The sequence below is a fragment of the Streptomyces sp. NPDC020884 genome (assembly GCF_044333935.1).
Taxonomy (GTDB): domain Bacteria; phylum Actinomycetota; class Actinomycetes; order Streptomycetales; family Streptomycetaceae; genus Streptomyces.
Genome location: NZ_JBIRRY010000011.1, coordinates 76772 through 91201 on the forward strand (window position 1 = coordinate 76772; position 14430 = coordinate 91201).

The 14430-nt window shown below is 69.5% G+C and carries 13 protein-coding genes; 5 read left to right on the top strand and 8 right to left on the bottom strand.

Translation table 11 applies throughout. From position 1 onward, the window contains the following. Window positions 1-35 precede the first annotated feature (35 nt). The 8 genes from ACH4UK_RS30165 to ACH4UK_RS30200 all read right to left on the bottom strand — a co-directional run bounded on the left by ACH4UK_RS30165 (window position 36) and on the right by ACH4UK_RS30200 (window position 9278). A complete protein-coding gene (locus ACH4UK_RS30165) occupies window positions 36-824 on the bottom strand; it encodes a PIG-L deacetylase family protein (protein ID WP_398361340.1) in 789 nt (262 codons plus the stop codon). 61 nt (window positions 825-885) lie between these two features. Further along, a complete protein-coding gene (locus ACH4UK_RS30170; protein ID WP_398361342.1) occupies window positions 886-1659 on the bottom strand; it encodes a histidine phosphatase family protein in 774 nt (257 codons plus the stop codon). Further along, window positions 1610-2317, bottom strand: coding sequence for an iron-containing redox enzyme family protein (locus tag ACH4UK_RS30175; RefSeq protein WP_398361344.1), 708 nt, complete (start codon window positions 2315-2317; stop codon window positions 1610-1612). The genes ACH4UK_RS30170 and ACH4UK_RS30175 overlap by 50 nt, the downstream gene beginning before the upstream one ends. A 106-nt stretch (window positions 2318-2423) precedes the next feature. Continuing rightward, complete coding sequence (locus ACH4UK_RS30180) at window positions 2424-2981, bottom strand: hypothetical protein (RefSeq protein ID WP_398361345.1); 558 nt, start codon at window positions 2979-2981, stop codon at window positions 2424-2426. Further along, entirely contained in the window at window positions 2978-4075 is a 1098-nt protein-coding gene (locus ACH4UK_RS30185; RefSeq protein WP_398361347.1) for a hypothetical protein, read from the bottom strand. Before ACH4UK_RS30185 ends, ACH4UK_RS30180 begins: the two co-directional genes overlap by 4 nt. Window positions 4076-4466: 391 nt before the next feature. Further along, complete coding sequence (locus ACH4UK_RS30190; RefSeq protein WP_398361349.1) at window positions 4467-5558, bottom strand: polysaccharide deacetylase family protein; 1092 nt, start codon at window positions 5556-5558, stop codon at window positions 4467-4469. 52 nt (window positions 5559-5610) lie between these two features. Further along, the gene (locus ACH4UK_RS30195) at window positions 5611-7398 is read right to left on the bottom strand and encodes an ABC transporter ATP-binding protein (protein ID WP_398361351.1); all 1788 of its coding nucleotides are present in this window, start codon (window positions 7396-7398) and stop codon (window positions 5611-5613) included. After that, window positions 7395-9278, bottom strand: a complete 1884-nt coding sequence (locus ACH4UK_RS30200; protein WP_398361353.1) for an ATP-binding cassette domain-containing protein — start codon at window positions 9276-9278, stop codon at window positions 7395-7397. The genes ACH4UK_RS30195 and ACH4UK_RS30200 overlap by 4 nt, the downstream gene beginning before the upstream one ends. A 436-nt stretch (window positions 9279-9714) precedes the next feature. Between ACH4UK_RS30200 and ACH4UK_RS30205 the strand changes: the two genes are divergently transcribed. From ACH4UK_RS30205 to ACH4UK_RS30225, 5 genes are all read left to right on the top strand, one after another. After that, window positions 9715-10593, top strand: a complete 879-nt coding sequence (locus ACH4UK_RS30205) for a HipA family kinase (RefSeq protein ID WP_398361355.1) — start codon at window positions 9715-9717, stop codon at window positions 10591-10593. Continuing rightward, complete coding sequence (locus ACH4UK_RS30210) at window positions 10590-10973, top strand: DUF3037 domain-containing protein (protein WP_398361357.1); 384 nt, start codon at window positions 10590-10592, stop codon at window positions 10971-10973. Before ACH4UK_RS30205 ends, ACH4UK_RS30210 begins: the two co-directional genes overlap by 4 nt. Window positions 10974-11190: 217 nt before the next feature. Beyond that, complete coding sequence (fabG, locus tag ACH4UK_RS30215; RefSeq protein WP_398361359.1) at window positions 11191-11952, top strand: 3-oxoacyl-ACP reductase FabG; 762 nt, start codon at window positions 11191-11193, stop codon at window positions 11950-11952. Between the two features lie 20 nt (window positions 11953-11972). After that, window positions 11973-12728, top strand: coding sequence for an SDR family oxidoreductase (locus ACH4UK_RS30220; RefSeq protein WP_398361361.1), 756 nt, complete (start codon window positions 11973-11975; stop codon window positions 12726-12728). A 118-nt stretch (window positions 12729-12846) separates the two neighbouring features. After that, complete coding sequence (locus ACH4UK_RS30225; RefSeq protein WP_398361363.1) at window positions 12847-14427, top strand: ABC transporter substrate-binding protein; 1581 nt, start codon at window positions 12847-12849, stop codon at window positions 14425-14427. Window positions 14428-14430: the final 3 nt, after the last annotated feature.

Here is a 14430-nt window from a genome sequence, read left to right on the forward strand (position 1 = left end):
GCCCTGCGCCCGCGCGCCACGACCGTGCCCGGCGCTCACTTCGTGGGTTCGGCCGCGGTCAGCCCCCAGGTCGCCTCGCTGTACGCCGTCCGGGAGCGGGTGCCCGCGTGCCGGCTGAGCCGGTCGCGCAGGCTCACCCCGTCGCGTGCCAGCAGATCGAGTTGTGAGACGTAGTGCTCGATCGCCGTGAATTTCGCGTCCCGATCGACGGAGTCGACCTGTTCGACGACCCGTTCCGTGAGGAACACCCCGGCCGGCAGCGGCGGCATCTCGCTCGCCCGGCCGCCGTAGGGCAGGTCTTCCCACAACCGCAGCTCGACGCCCGTGGCGGCGAGCGCGCCGACGGTCGCGTCGCGGGCTCGCCAGTGGTCCACATGCCGCCCGATCGCCGCGCAGGTGAACACCGCGTCCGGCCGGTAGTCCGCGGCGACGTCACCGATCCGGGCCTCCAGCGAGGCCATGAGGTCGGGCTCCTCGACCTCGAGCGCCTGCCGGCTGACCGATCTGGACGGATCGGCGACGAGCCACCGGCCGTCCGGGAGCCGCCGGTAGAGGGCGTCGAGGAAGTCGGCGTGGCGCGGGGTCAGGCCCAACGCGCGCAGGGCGTCGACGTCTTCCCGGATGCGCTGGGGAACGGGGTTGCCGGTCACCCCCCACACGTCGTGGTACCGCTGCGCGGCCGCGGAGTACGGAGGGCTGGGTGTACCGGCGAACAGGGTCAGCACGACGACCTGCGCACCGTTCCCGGCCAGTTGGTGAAGTCTCGCCCCGTACGACACGACGGCGTCGTCGAGATGGGGCGAGACCGCGAGGACGCGTACCACGGGAAGCGGACCTCCGATCGGGCGGGCGGTGAGGGGGCGCGGTGGTGCGGCGGGGTTGCGGTCAGGCCCTGGGCAGGGACTCGTATCGCACGCTTCCGTCGTCCTTGCTGAAGGTGACGGTGACCCCCGAACCGGTCGAGATGGACCGGGTCCCCTCGATCGTGGCGTCCGGCCAGGACGACCAGTGCGCCAGCAACAGCTTGATGACGACTCCGTGGGTCACCACGGCGCTAAGGACGCCGGGCTCGGCCAGTTCCGCGGAGCGAAGCTCTTCGGCCACCGGACGGCACCGGTCGTAGACCTCCCGGCTGGTCTCGCCACCGGCGAATCTGACGTCCAGCCCACTGGGCCAGGTCTTCGAGCGGGTCAGCAGCTCCCGCGCCCCGGGAAAGTCGAAGGTCCCCCACGATTGGGAGCGCAGACGGGGATCGGTTCGAAAGGACCGCTGCTCCAGTCCGAGCAGGACAGCCGACTGCTCGCACCGGCGCTCCGGCGCCAGCAGTACGGGCCCGCTGGGCGACCCCAACTCCGCGAGAGCTTTGGCGAGTTCCTCGGTCTCGGCCCTGCCCTGCTCGGTCAGGAGCATGTCGTCCTCGGAAACGTCCATGTAACTCGCCTTGCTGACGTTTCCGCAGGTCTGGCCATGTCGGAGAAGTGCGATCACGAATTCCCGCCTAGAGAGGTCGAACGGAGTGGAGCAGGAGGTCTCGGGGAACAGCGGCAGCGAGGACAGCGGCAAGGCCGATCTCGGCGTCACCGCTGTCCCGGAGTCGCTCCGGCAGGCGCTACCGCTGGGCGCCCAGGCGGGCGCCGAGATCGTCCAGGAACACTTCACGTGCGTCGAACGAATAGCGCGCGCCGCGCATGACGCCCTTCGGATCGCCGGTGAAGACCGGCATGGCCGTGTCGTACAGGATCGAGCTGTGGTGCTCGTCGATCTGGACGTGCGAACTGAAGAACGTCACATCCAGCGACACACCGGACTTCTTCTCGTACGCGGCGAGACCTTCGAGGACTCGGGCATGGCGGTACGGGGTGGTCGTCTCCATGCCGAAGGCCACGGCCCCGAGGCTTTCGCTGACGAGTTCGCCGCGGAACATCGCGAAGTGGGAGTCGAAGAAGTACTGGACTCCGGGTATCGGGGTGCCGGCGGACCAGTCGGCCTCGGTGAGTCCTGCGGAAAGCATGAACTTACGGAACATCTCGGGATGGCTGTCGGCCGGCGGGTGCCCCGCGAGATGGACGCCGTACTCGTCGGCCAGGATCTCCGAGAGAGCCACCTGGAGCTTCTCGGACGGCGCGACGGTCAGTGCTCCCGCGATATAGAGGCGGAAGCGGAGCACATGCTGGTAGTACATGAGCGCGAACTGCTTGATGAGATCCTCATCGAGGTCCGCCTGCGCGAACCAGTCCCAGAACCAGTGCTGGTATCCCGGATGGGTGGTGTAGGAATCGCGGATCTCGTCGAGTAAGACCGAGTTCTTTTCGGACATCGTTCCCTCCTGTTGATCGATAGCGATCCATGACCGTACATGGATGATGATCGCTAGTCCGCTGGGCGACGATCGGCGATGGCGAGGGCCGTCCGGTGGAATACGTTCACAGCAGTCCTCGCACCGCTTCGTCGCGTAGAGCCACGTACCGCTCGGTGAGCCCGGTCCATGGAATTCCGTTGCGGTGGCCGACAATCCGCCATTCCCGGATCCCGGTGGGGCCGAGGATCTGGGTGCTTACGGGAAGAGTCCACGGTTCGGCTCCCGTCGGCTCGGAATACAGGGCGGGAGCGGACAGCACCGCCAGGGGATGAGCGTCGGAGAGATCAGCGACCGCGATCGCCCGCGTGCGCAGGACGCGGGCTCCGGCCGCGACGGCGGATCCGACGGCGAGAAACTGCCGGAGATCCAGCAGCTCGCAGGCGAACGCCGTGAGCGTCGCCTGTGGTTGGGGGACGAGGGGCATGTGCCGGCCCAGCGGAGTCCGCGCCACGTCGTCGGCCAGCGTCTGCCGGTCGTCGTACGGGCAGGACGTGCAGGGAAGCGTGGTGATGCTCAGCGTCGGGACCGGCCCGGGGACGCCGGTGAGGGCTTCCGCCTCCAGGACGGCCAGAGTCCGGAGGAGGCGGTCGCTCTCCGGGCCGACGATCGCCGGGGCCGTCATGAGTCCTCCCGTCCGAGGTCTGCGGCCGCCCGGCACAGGTCCAGGAGGTCGTCCGGCGACCCGTTCGGGACGCCGGACCGGACCAGGGTGCCGAGTGCCGCATCGACCAGTTCCGGCAGGGAACCCGTCGCCGGGCCTGCGTCGCGGCCGGTCAGATAGCAGGCGGCCCACAGCTCCAGCAGGTCGGCGGGCGGGGCGTCGACCGTCTTCGTCGCGCGGTCCAGCCAGTCGCGGAACCGCGAACGGATGCGATCGCCCTCTGCGTCGATGAGGCCGCACCAGTTCGCCCACGGCCAGGAGTAGGGATGCTGGGCGGGCTCACCGGCCGCCGCTCGGACGAACCTGAGATAGCAGCGGTTCTTGTAGAGATCGACGGTGTATCGGCGACGCTCGGGTGACCGCTTCACCGTGCGCTGCCAGTAGGCCGGGGAAATCCCGCCGGCCGGCAGGGGAACCGCGGCGTGCCGGGCGCCGTGGTGGTCGTTTCCCGCGACGCTCGACCCGGGCAGATGGTCCAGCAGATGGGGCACGCAGGCAACGATGTCGAGCCCGGCCGCCAGGCAGAAGCCCGTCACGAGCTCGTCGTCATCGCGGAAGTCGTCGGGGAAGCGGCTCAGATAACGGCTGAGCTCGATGGCCGCCTCGGACGGCAGGGCGAGCCCGAGGGTGGGGACGTACTCGTGCGGTGCCAGGTCGGCGAACGGCCGACCGGTCAGCGCGGCCCACCGGGCGAGGTAGGCGTTGTGCGGACTTCTCCAGTTCACATACAGCGCGACGGCGGCGTCCGGCCGCGCCGCGATCACCGCCCGTAAGTGCTCCGTAAACCGTTCGATCGGCGCGACGTCGTCCTGCAGGACCACGTGGTGGGTGGCGCGGGCGTCCACCGCGGCCCAGGCGCGCTTGGCGGTGCGCAACGGGCTCGGCGGTCCCGTCGGGTCGGGATCGACCACCACCGCGGGACGGGCATCGCCGAGGGCCGTGACCAACCGGGCCAGACCGGCCCGGCGGCGCGGATGGTGCATGACCACCAGCGCGGGGCGAATCGGTGCGCCGACCGGGGAGCGAGGGGTGGAGACACGGCTTTCCACAGGCATACCGATCCCTTCGCGACGCAGGCGGGTGTTCCTGTGTGAACGGAGGCAGATGGAATATCCGGCGATCTTCACTCGACTTGTTCGGATCGCTTGACGCCGTGTTTCGTCTTTTCCGGAATTCCACCTTCCCCGCGGTCGTGGTGAGATGACGGCGTTTCCGCGGATTGCGACGGTATCCGTCTCCGTGGCCCTTACCGATAATCACTATACGAGCTGAGGCCCGACACCGAAACCCTGTGGTTCCGATGCGGTCGCACGTGAGGTCGGCCGGTTGTCTGGAAAGTCACCGCCTTCAGCGATACCGCAGAGAATGGGGCGTTATCTGCGGGAAGACTTCCTTGTCTCCCTCATACCGACGGCCCGTCAGCCGCCCACCAGCGGAAATCCGGCGTCAGCGCACGATCGGGCCCGGGAGTTCCGCACGATTTCCCTCCTGGTCCGTGCCACCGGGGTCCGGGGCGACCATCTGCTCGATCCCGACCATCTCGTAACCTCCATCGAGCAGCTGCTCGATGATCCCGGGCAGCGCCTGGACGGTTCCCGAGCGGTCGCCCCCGCCGTCGTGCATGAGGATGATCGAGCCGGGACCCGCTTGCCGCACCGTCCGCTCGGCGATGGCCTCCGGCCCCGGTGACGACCAGTCATGGCTGTCGTTGTCCCACAGCACGCAACTCATGTCCTTCTCCGACGTCCACTCCAGCAGCTCCGTCGTCCCGAATCCGTAGGGCGGACGGACGAAGCGCGGTTCGATGCCGGTGGCCCGTGCGATGGTCTGCCCGGTCGCGTCGATCTGGAAGGCGAACTCCTCGGGCCGCAGGTCCGGGAGGAAGGGATGGGACCAGGTGTGGTTGCCCAGACTGTGCCCCTCATCGACCATGCGCCGCAGCGTGTCACCGTGTGCGGCGGCTTGCAGACCGACGCAGAAGAAGGTCGCCGGCAGCCGGTATCTCGCCAGGATGTCGAGGATCCGGCCCGTGTAAGGGGGACAGGGGCCGTCGTCGAAGGTCAGGGCCACTCGGCGCAGGTCGCCCGCCCCGCGTTCCAACAGCGCGCCACCACCGGCGAATCGCTCGTGGAGCTCGGGCCGCCGCCGCAGGCCGTAGTCGAGGACGTCCGCGCGGCCACCGAGCGTTCCCGTCCGCAGGTCGAGGTGGGTCAGTGCGTCGGGTGCGGCCGCCGCGTGCCGTGCCAGCTCGGCCGCCGACACCGAGCCGTTGACCGGACGGCCGGGAAGCATCCACGGGTCGGCCCTGGCGATGCTGAGCCCGGCGTTCATCAGATGGAGGTCGATGGTTCCGTTGGTGCTCTCCACCACTCCGACGAACCGGCCGTCACCTGCCTCCAGCGCCCACGCGCGGAGGTACTCGGTCAGCCCGCCGATCGCACCGGGCGGGAAGCTCCGGGCGAAGACCCCACGTCCCGCCGGATCCACACCGAACGCCTCATAGCCCTCGGTTCCCCAGGAGATCCCGCAGACGATCACCCGGACCTCCGGGGCTCCGGAACCGATGGCCGCCGGGACCGCGCCGCGCGGCTCATGTGTAGGCCCTCGCCTGCAACCGGAAGAGCTCGGCGTAGTAGGCGTTGCCCGTGACGAGTTCCTCGTGGGTTCCGAAGGCCTCGGCCTTCCCGCCGCGAAGCACCAGCACGAAATCGGCTGACGTGACGTTGGCGAGCCGGTGCGTCACATAGAAGGTGATGGCGCCCGAGGCGCGGGCGAAGGTCCGGGCGGTGGCCTCGTAGGCATCGTGCATGCGCTCCTCCGCCTCCGGGTCCAGAGAGTGCCCCGGCTCGTCCAGCGAGAGCACCAGCGGCCTGCGCTTCATCAGCGCCCGTGCGAAGGCGAGTGACTGCCACTGGCCTCCGGAGAGCTCCGTGCCCGAGGTGTAGCCGCGCCCGACGAACTCGTCCAGCCCGCCGAGCCGTTCGAGTACGGATTCGGCCCGCGCACGCCCGATCGCCTCGCGGACCCGCTCCTCGCTGTGCAGGTAGGGCACATCGCCGATGCCGATGCTCTCCAGGAGGCTGAAGTCGAAGTGCTCGAAGTCCTGGAAGAGCGCCGCCGTCAGGGCGAAGTAGCCGTCCGGCGCGATCCCGGCGAGATCGACGCCGTCGAGGAGGATCCGTCCCGACGTCGGCCGGTAGAGTCCGTGCAGGAGTTTCACCAGGGTGCTTTTCCCCGCTCCGTTCTCCCCGACGATGGCCACCGAACTCCCGGCGGGCACCGTGATGTTCAGCCCTTCGAGCACGGGCGTGCGCGAGCCCCGGTAGTGGTAGCCGAGGTTCTCCAGCCGCATACCGCCGTGCAGTCGCTCCGGGGGCCGGTCACGGTCGTCGGGCCCGGCGGCGGGGCTCTTCGCCGCGGTGTCCCGCAGCTCCTCGAAATGGCCGATGCCGAGTGTCGCGGAGCCCACCGCGCTCAGACTTCGCAACAGGGTGGTCACCTGGTTGGAGACCTGCGGCGCGAGCAGGATGGTCATGACGACGTCGCCCACCCCGGCGCGGCCGTGCGAGACCAGCGCGACGAGCACGGCCATGGCGGCGGCGAAGGTCAGGGCGAACGGAACCTGGCCGAGGATGCTGCGGACCGCGGTCGCGGAGTGCGCCCGGTTCATCGAGCGTTCGAGCTCGTCGTGCGTCTCGGCGTGGATCCGGCCGAGGTGGGCGGCGCCGCCCCCCAGCCGGATCTCCTTCTGGCCGGCGGACGACGAAACCAGCTCGTGCAGGTGCGCAAGGGTCCGCCGGGCAGGCGTCGCCGCCTGCTGCGCGTTCCTCATCGACCGCTCGGCCCAGTCGGTGAGGAACACCGGCACCGCCGCCGCCAGGGGCAGGATCAGGAGCACGACGGACACCGTGGCGAGCAGGGCCGCCGTCATCACCAGCTGGACACAGGAGGCGGCCAGGAGCAGACCGGCCGACACCGTGGCCCGCACCCGGATGACGTCCTTCCGGACGAGCTCGATGCGGTCCGCCGTCCGTGGGTCCTCGACTTCCTCCAGCCCCAGGTCGTCCGTGACGATCGCGGCCAGGCTCTGACTCAGCGCGACCTCGTCCGAGTCGCCCAGTTCGAAATACCAGAGGTGGGCGAAATGGCCCAGCATCAACTGGCCGACCAGACCGCTCACCAGGCACAGCGCAAGGACCGTGACGACGGTGCCGTCAGGTGACGACAGCGAGTCGACGAAGGCCCGGCACACCACCGCCACCAGCGGCGAGCAGAGCGTTCCGGCGATGAGCAGGCCACCGCCCAGCAGCAGACGCCGGCGGTCGGTGCGCCAGGAGAGCCGTGCGAGGAACCACACCGCGCGCATCGTATGAGTCATCGCTCCACATACCTCTGCGACTGGAGGGCGAAGAGACTCTGGTACGTCCCGCCTGTCCGGACCAGCTCACGGTGCGTGCCGAACTCGGTGATCCGGCCTCCTGCCAGGACGCCGATCGCGTCCGCGCGCCGGACCGAGGAGAGCCGGTGGGAGATGACGAGACTGGTGACTCCGCGCGTCAGTTCGAGGAAGTCGTTGTAGAACTGGGCCTCTCCTCTGGCGTCGAGCTGGGCCGTGGGCTCGTCGAGGACCAGGAACCGCGCCCCATGGGCGACGGCGAAGAGGACCCTCGCCAACGCCAGCCGCTGCCATTGCCCCCCGGACAGCTCGGCTCCGTCGGCGGCGAGGCGGGACAGCGGCGTCTCGACGCCCTGGGGCAGCTCGTCGATCACCGTCGCCAGCCCGACGCGTGCCAGGGCGTCCAGGATGCCGGCGGTGTCGTCCAGGTGCGCGACCGACTGCATCGCGACGTTCTCCCGTACCGTCAGCCGGTAGCGCAGGAAGTCCTGGAAGAGCACGGCGGATCCGGCCTGCCAGGCGTCGACGGTGCTCTCGTCGAGCGGCCTGCCGTCGACCCGTACCTCGCCCTCGTCGGGGAGGTAGAGGCCGGTCAGCAGCTTGACGAGGGTGGACTTTCCCGCGCCGTTCGATCCCACGATCGCGGTCGACGTCCCGGCGCGGAGCTGCAGGTCGATGCCGCGGATGACCGGGGTGTCGGAGTCGTAGCGGTAGCACAGCCCTCGGACCGCGACCGGGGCCGCGCTCCGGGGGCGCGGTCGGAGGGGGCGCGGTTCGGGGAGTCGCGGTTCGGCGGATCGAGGTTCGGCGGGTCGCGCGGGCTGCCGGGGGCGGGCCCGGCCGGCCCCCTCCACACCGCGCTCCACCTCCAGGATGGCCTGCCAGGTGTTGCGGCCGTACTGCATCTTCGTGTCCGACTCGGGAAAGATCACCCCGAACGCCATGCAGATCATGATGGCCTGGATGAGCATCGCCACCGAGCCGACGGAGAGGGTGTGGGAGAGCACCGGCGCGACGACGGCCATGACGACGAGTCCGGTGCCGGCCACGGTGGTGACCAGGGCGTAGACGGCGAAGGAACGGCCGAACATCCTGTGCCTGGTCCTCCAGAGCCGCGCCAGGTAGGCCTGTGCGTCCTCGCGGTAGCGGCCCTGGAGCCACGGCCGGATCCGATGCACCCTGATGTCCCGTGACATGCGCGGATCGGAGGCCATGTCCCGGAGGTACGCCACCCGTCGGCGGTCTCCTCCCATCGCCCGGTATTCGGCCGACCAGGCCGAGAAGGCGATGGTCTGGCCCAACCGGTTCATCAGGGCGATGGCCAGGGCGAGCAGGGCCGACCAGAGGTCGCCGAGCACACCGACGATCACGACCGCGCCGACGAGCTGCACATACCGCGGCACGAGCGCCAGCGCTCCCTCGACCGCGCCGCCCGGCGTGTGACTCTCGTTGTTCAACGACTCGGTCGCGTCGGCGAGTGCGTCGGCCAGCAGCGGAGCCTCCAGGTCCCGGAGCGCCTCGACCCCCAGCGCGTCCGCGAACAGCCGCCGCGAGCAGTAGGCGTCCACCCGCAGCTGGATCCGGTGCGAAAGCAGGATCTGGAGCGGGGAGACGACCTGTTGGACCAGGCAGGCGGCGACGGTCGCCCCCAGCCACAGCGCGGCTGAGGACGGGGAACCGTTGTAGACGTCCTGGATCGCCGCACTGGAGGCCAGGACGAACACGATCGGGACGAGGCCGGCCACCAGGTGAACGGCCAGTGCGCAACCGACGTTGAACCCGCCCGCCTGTCGGGTCAGGTACTGGAGCTGGCGTGCGGCCGTCGTCCTGTGGACGCTCCAGTGCCGGAACCGGGCCATCATGCCGGGGCGTTCTGCGAGGTCGGCACGGGCTGCCCGCCTCTCTCTCGTCCCATCCGGTCTCTCGTCCCCTCCGGAATTCGGCCTTCGGTATCTTTGTCTCGCACGGGGTCAGCATGATCCTATGGGGCGGCCAGGGAATCATTCGGATAGTGGATGTATTTGGCGCAAAGAAATCCCCCGGGAAAGCGGCAGAGGGGGATCGATGTTCCTTTCCGTGTGATCCACTCCGGATTTCTCTTGATATGACGGATGAGTAATCGCCTCTTTCCGGCCATGCCGTCGTGACGGGCGGAGTCCAGGAATCGGGCCGCCGGAATTGCCTCGGCGGTGAACTATGATCACTTGCTCGGGGGAGTGGGGGCGGGTGGTTCCCGCTGTCGCGGCCCTCCGGGTTGACCGTGGATCGCAAGGCTCAAGAGATGGATGTCCTGGGAAGATGCTGAAAGAGGTCACCGCTACCCGCTATGTCACGCCCCTGCGGGAGGGTGGATCGCTCCCCGGAATCGTCGAGGCCGACGATCTCGGTACGTACGTCACGAAGTTCACCGGGGCGGGGCAGGGCCGCAAGACGCTCGTCGCCGAGATCATCTGCGGGGAGCTCGGCCGCAGGCTCGGGCTGCGGGTGCCCGAGCTGGTGACCATCGAGCTCGACCCCGTCATCGGACTCGCCGAGCCCGACGAGGAGGTGCAGGAGCTGCTCCGCGCGAGCGGCGGGCTGAACCTCGGCATGGACTATCTGCCCGGCTCCTTCGGGTTCGACCCGCTCGCCTACGAGGTCGGGTCGGCCGAGGCCGGGCGAGTGGTCTGGTTCGACGCGCTGATCAACAACGTGGACCGCTCCTGGCGCAACCCCAACCTGCTCGTGTGGCACGGCGACCTCTGGCTCATCGACCACGGCGCGACCATGATCTGGCACCACAACTGGCCGGGCGCGCAGGCCTCCGCCGCCAAGCCGTACAACGCCTCGGACCACGTCCTGGCGCCCTTCGCGCCGGACATCGCGGCCGCCGCCGCCGAACTCGCCCCGCTGGTCACCGAGGAACTGCTCACCGAGGTGGCCGCCGACGTGCCGGACGTCTGGCTGGCCGACGAGCCCGGCTTCGGCTCCGCCGACGAGGTGCGCCGGGCCTATGTCGCGCCGCTGCTCGCGCGCGCCGCCGACATCCATGACCGGATCACGCTGGACGCGCCGACCGCGGCCCGGCCCTCCCAGGCCCCGGGCTGGCTCACCGAGCGCCTGCCGCCCCGGTCGAAACCGGCCGGCGACGAGCCCGCCGCGGCAGCCGTCCCGGCCGGCGAGGAGGGTGGCCGATGACGCGGCGCGATGTCTTCGAGTACGCCCTCCTGCGCGTCGTGCCCCGGGTCGAGCGGGGGGAGTGCTTCAACGCGGGGGTGCTCGTCTACTGCCGGGCCCACTCGTTCGTCGCCGCCCGTACGCACCTGGACGAGGCGAAGCTGAAGGCGCTGGACCCCGCAGCAGACATCGTCGGGGTGCGGGCCGCCCTGCGCGCCGTCGAGGGGGTCTGCGGCGGAGGCGAGGGCGCCGGCCAGGCGGCGGGCGACGACGCCGGGCGGCGGTTCCGCTGGCTGATCGCCCCGCGCTCCACGGTCGTTCAGCCCGGTGCGGTGCACAGCGGGCTGACCGCCGACCCGGCGGGCGAGGTGGAGCGGCTGCTCGACCTGCTGGTGCGCTGACGCGCGCCCCGGCGGGGCCCCGTCGGCGTCGGGGCGCGCGCTCCGGCCGGTGTGACGTGCGGCCCGCCGGGGCGCGCGCCGTTGACACCGGGTGCCAGGGCTTCTAGCGTCTCGTCTGCTGAAGGTACTAAGCGGTTGCTCAGCGGTCGGGAGTCCTCTGTCGGGGAAACGCCCCGACGTCCGCTGAGCCGCGATCCAAGGGCGAGGAGAACCAAGCATGTCCACCACCGAGCAGCGCGTCGCCATCGTGACGGGAGCGGCGCGGGGTATCGGCGCCGCCACCGCCGTACGCCTCGCGGCCGAGGGCCGCTCCGTCGCCGTACTCGATCTCGACGAGGCGGCCTGCAAGGACACGGTCGAGAAGATCACCGCCGCCGGGGGCACCGCGCTCGCCGTCGGCTGCGACGTGTCGGACGCCGGCCAGGTGGAAGCCGCCGTCGCGCGGGTCGCCGCCGAGCTGGGCGCCCCGACGATCCTGGTGAACAACGCGGGCGTGCTCCGCGACAACCTGCTGTTCAAGATGAGCGAGACCGACTGGGACCTCGTGATGAACGTGCACCTCAAGGGCGCGTTCCTGATGGCGAAGGCCGTCCAGGCGCACATGGTCGAGGCCAAGTTCGGCCGGATCGTCTCGCTCTCCTCCTCCTCGGCCCTCGGCAACCGGGGCCAGGCCAACTACTCCGCGGTCAAGGCGGGGCTCCAGGGCCTGACCAAGACGCTGGCCAAGGAGCTCGGCAAGTTCGGTGTCACGGCCAACGCCGTCGCGCCCGGCTTCATCGTCACCGAGATGACCGCGCAGACGGCCGCCCGCGTCGGCATGGGCTTCGAGGAGTTCCAGGCGGCGGCCGCCACCCAGATCCCGGTCCAGCGCGTCGGCCGTCCCGAGGACGTCGCGAACGCCATCGCCTTCTTCGCGGGCGACGACGCGGGCTTCGTCTCCGGCCAGGTCATGTACGTGGCCGGCGGACCCCTCAACTGATCCGAAGGGCAGCGGACATCATGACGGTGCAGGACAGCGGAAAGGTCGCCCTCGTCACGGGCGCCAGCCGGGGCATCGGCTACGGGATCGCCGAGGCGTTCGTCGCCCGCGGCGACCGGGTGGTCATCACCGGGCGGGGCGAGGACGCCCTGAAGGAAGCCGTCGAGCGGCTCGGCTCGGACCGGGTGATCGGCATCGCGGGCAAGGCGCACGACGAGGCGCACCAGGCCGCGGCGGTCGAGCGCACGATGGAGGCGTTCGGCCGGGTCGACTACCTGGTCAACAACGCCGGGACGAATCCGGTCTTCGGCCCCATGGCGGAGCTCGACCTGAACGTCGCCCGCAAGGTCTACGAGACCAATGTGATCTCGGCGCTCGGCTTCGCCCAGCAGACCTGGAAGGCCTGGCAGAAGGAGAACGGCGGGGCGATCGTCAACATCGCCTCCGTCGCGGGCGTCGCCCCCTCGCCGTTCATCGGCGCGTACGGGATGTCCAAGGCGGCCATGATCAACCTGACCGCCCAGCTGGCGCACGAGTTCGCCCCGGTCGTCCGGGTCAACGCCATCGCCCCGGCCGTGGTCAAGACCAAGTTCGCCGAGGCGCTCTACGAGGGCCGCGAAGCGGAGGCGGCCGCCGCCTATCCGCTGGGCCGGCTCGGCGTTCCCGAGGACATCGGGGGCGCGGCGGCCTTCCTCACCTCCGCGCAGTCCGACTGGATCACCGGACAGACCCTCGTGGTCGACGGCGGAATTTTCCTGAACGCGGGCGTGGGCTGAGAGCGGCCTGGACCGTTTTGGCCCTGATTGAGTCAAGTGCCCCACCGGGTCAGCGGATTGACCCGGCGGGGCGCTGCGGTATGGTCTGCCGACCCATGGCTGATCGAGGAGCGTGCGCGTGTTCTACCGGGCCAGTCTGCAGGCTGCTGCAGCCCTAGCTTCCCTTTCTCTGCTGGCAGGCTGCGGTCTCCTTTCCGACAGCGGATCGGAAGCGGACCAGAAGATAACCGTCGGGACGACCAGCTCCCCGTCCACACTCGATCCGGCGGCGGCCTGGGACGGCTCCTGGGAACTGATGCGGAACGTCTACCAGACCCTGGTGAGCTTCCCCACCGGCAGCACGAACCCGGAGCCGGACGCGGCGGAGTCCTGCAAGTTCACGGACGCCACGAGCATGGCGTACCGGTGCACGCTCAAGAAGAACCTCACGTTCTCCAACGGCGAGAAGCTCGACGCCGAGGCCGTGAAGTACTCCATCGACCGCATCGTGGACATCCACTTCAAGGGCGGCCCGGCCGGGATGCTCGGTTCCCTGGACCGGATCGAGACCAAGGGCGACGACACGGTCGTCTTCCACCTGAACAAGTCCGACGCCACGTTCCCGTTCATCCTCGCCACGCCCGCCATGTCGCTCGTCGCCCCCGGCGACTACCGCAAGGACAAGATCCGCGACGACGGCAAGGTCACCGGTTCCGGCCCGTACCTCCTGGAGTCCTACGACGACCGGGCCACCGCCGAACTGAAGAAGAACCCGGACTACAAGGGCTTCGCCAACCGGAAGAACGACGCGGTCACCATCCGCTACTTCGAGAAGTCCGCCGACATGGTGAGCGCGCTCAAGGCGAAGGAGATCGACGCCACCTACCGGGGTCTGACCGCCGAGGAGGTCGTCAGCCTCGAGGACAACAAGAAAGACAACGAAGGCCTCCAGATCGTCGAGAGCACCGGCGCGGACATCCGCTTCCTGGTCTTCAACCCGAAGGACCCGGCCGCCGCGAACCCCGCCGTCCGCAAGGCCATCGCGCATGTCGTGGACCGCGACGCCCTGGTCGCCAAGGTCTACCGGGGAACCGCCGAGCCGCTCTACTCCATGATCCCCAAGGGTATCGCCGGACACACCACGAGCTTCTTCGACACCTTCGGCGACCCGGACGTGAAGAAGGCCAAGGAGATCCTCACCGGGGCCGGTATCACCAAGCCCGTGAAGATGAACTTCTGGTTCACCACCGACCGGTACGGCTCCTCCACGGAGCCCGAGTTCGAGGAGCTCAAGCGGCAGCTGGAGGACTCCGGGCTGTTCGAGATCAAGTTGCAGGGCCAGCCCTGGCAGAAGTTCCAGGAAGGCTTCAACAAGGGCGAGTACCCGGTCTTCGGCCGCGGCTGGTTCCCCGACTTCCCGGACCCCGACAACTTCATCGCCCCCTTCGTGGGCAAGGAGAGTGTCACCGGCACCCCGTACATCAACAAGGAGATCACCCAGCAGCTGATCCCCGCCTCGCGGCAGGAGAGCGACCGGGGCGCGGTCAGCAAGCAGTTCGAGCGGGCCCAGGAGATCCTCGTCGAGGACGTCCGGCTGCTGCCGCTGTGGCAGGGCAAGCTGTACGTGGCCGCGGGCGAGGACATCGGCGGCGGCGAGCGCGCACTCGACCCGCAGACCGTCATGCAGATGTGGGAGCTGTACCGCAAGGCCAGCTGGTAGGGG

Coding starts and splice junctions, on each gene's coding strand:
- ACH4UK_RS30175 (WP_398361344.1), bottom strand. CDS start 2,317: ATGTCCGAAAAGAACTCGGTCTTACTCGACGAGATCCGCGATTCCTAC.
- ACH4UK_RS30180 (WP_398361345.1), bottom strand. CDS start 2,981: ATGACGGCCCCGGCGATCGTCGGCCCGGAGAGCGACCGCCTCCTCCGG.
- ACH4UK_RS30185 (WP_398361347.1), bottom strand. CDS start 4,075: ATGCCTGTGGAAAGCCGTGTCTCCACCCCTCGCTCCCCGGTCGGCGCA.
- ACH4UK_RS30195 (WP_398361351.1), bottom strand. CDS start 7,398: ATGACTCATACGATGCGCGCGGTGTGGTTCCTCGCACGGCTCTCCTGG.
- ACH4UK_RS30200 (WP_398361353.1), bottom strand. CDS start 9,278: ATGATGGCCCGGTTCCGGCACTGGAGCGTCCACAGGACGACGGCCGCA.
- ACH4UK_RS30205 (WP_398361355.1), top strand. CDS start 9,715: ATGCTGAAAGAGGTCACCGCTACCCGCTATGTCACGCCCCTGCGGGAG.
- ACH4UK_RS30210 (WP_398361357.1), top strand. CDS start 10,590: ATGACGCGGCGCGATGTCTTCGAGTACGCCCTCCTGCGCGTCGTGCCC.
- fabG (WP_398361359.1), top strand. CDS start 11,191: ATGTCCACCACCGAGCAGCGCGTCGCCATCGTGACGGGAGCGGCGCGG.
- ACH4UK_RS30220 (WP_398361361.1), top strand. CDS start 11,973: ATGACGGTGCAGGACAGCGGAAAGGTCGCCCTCGTCACGGGCGCCAGC.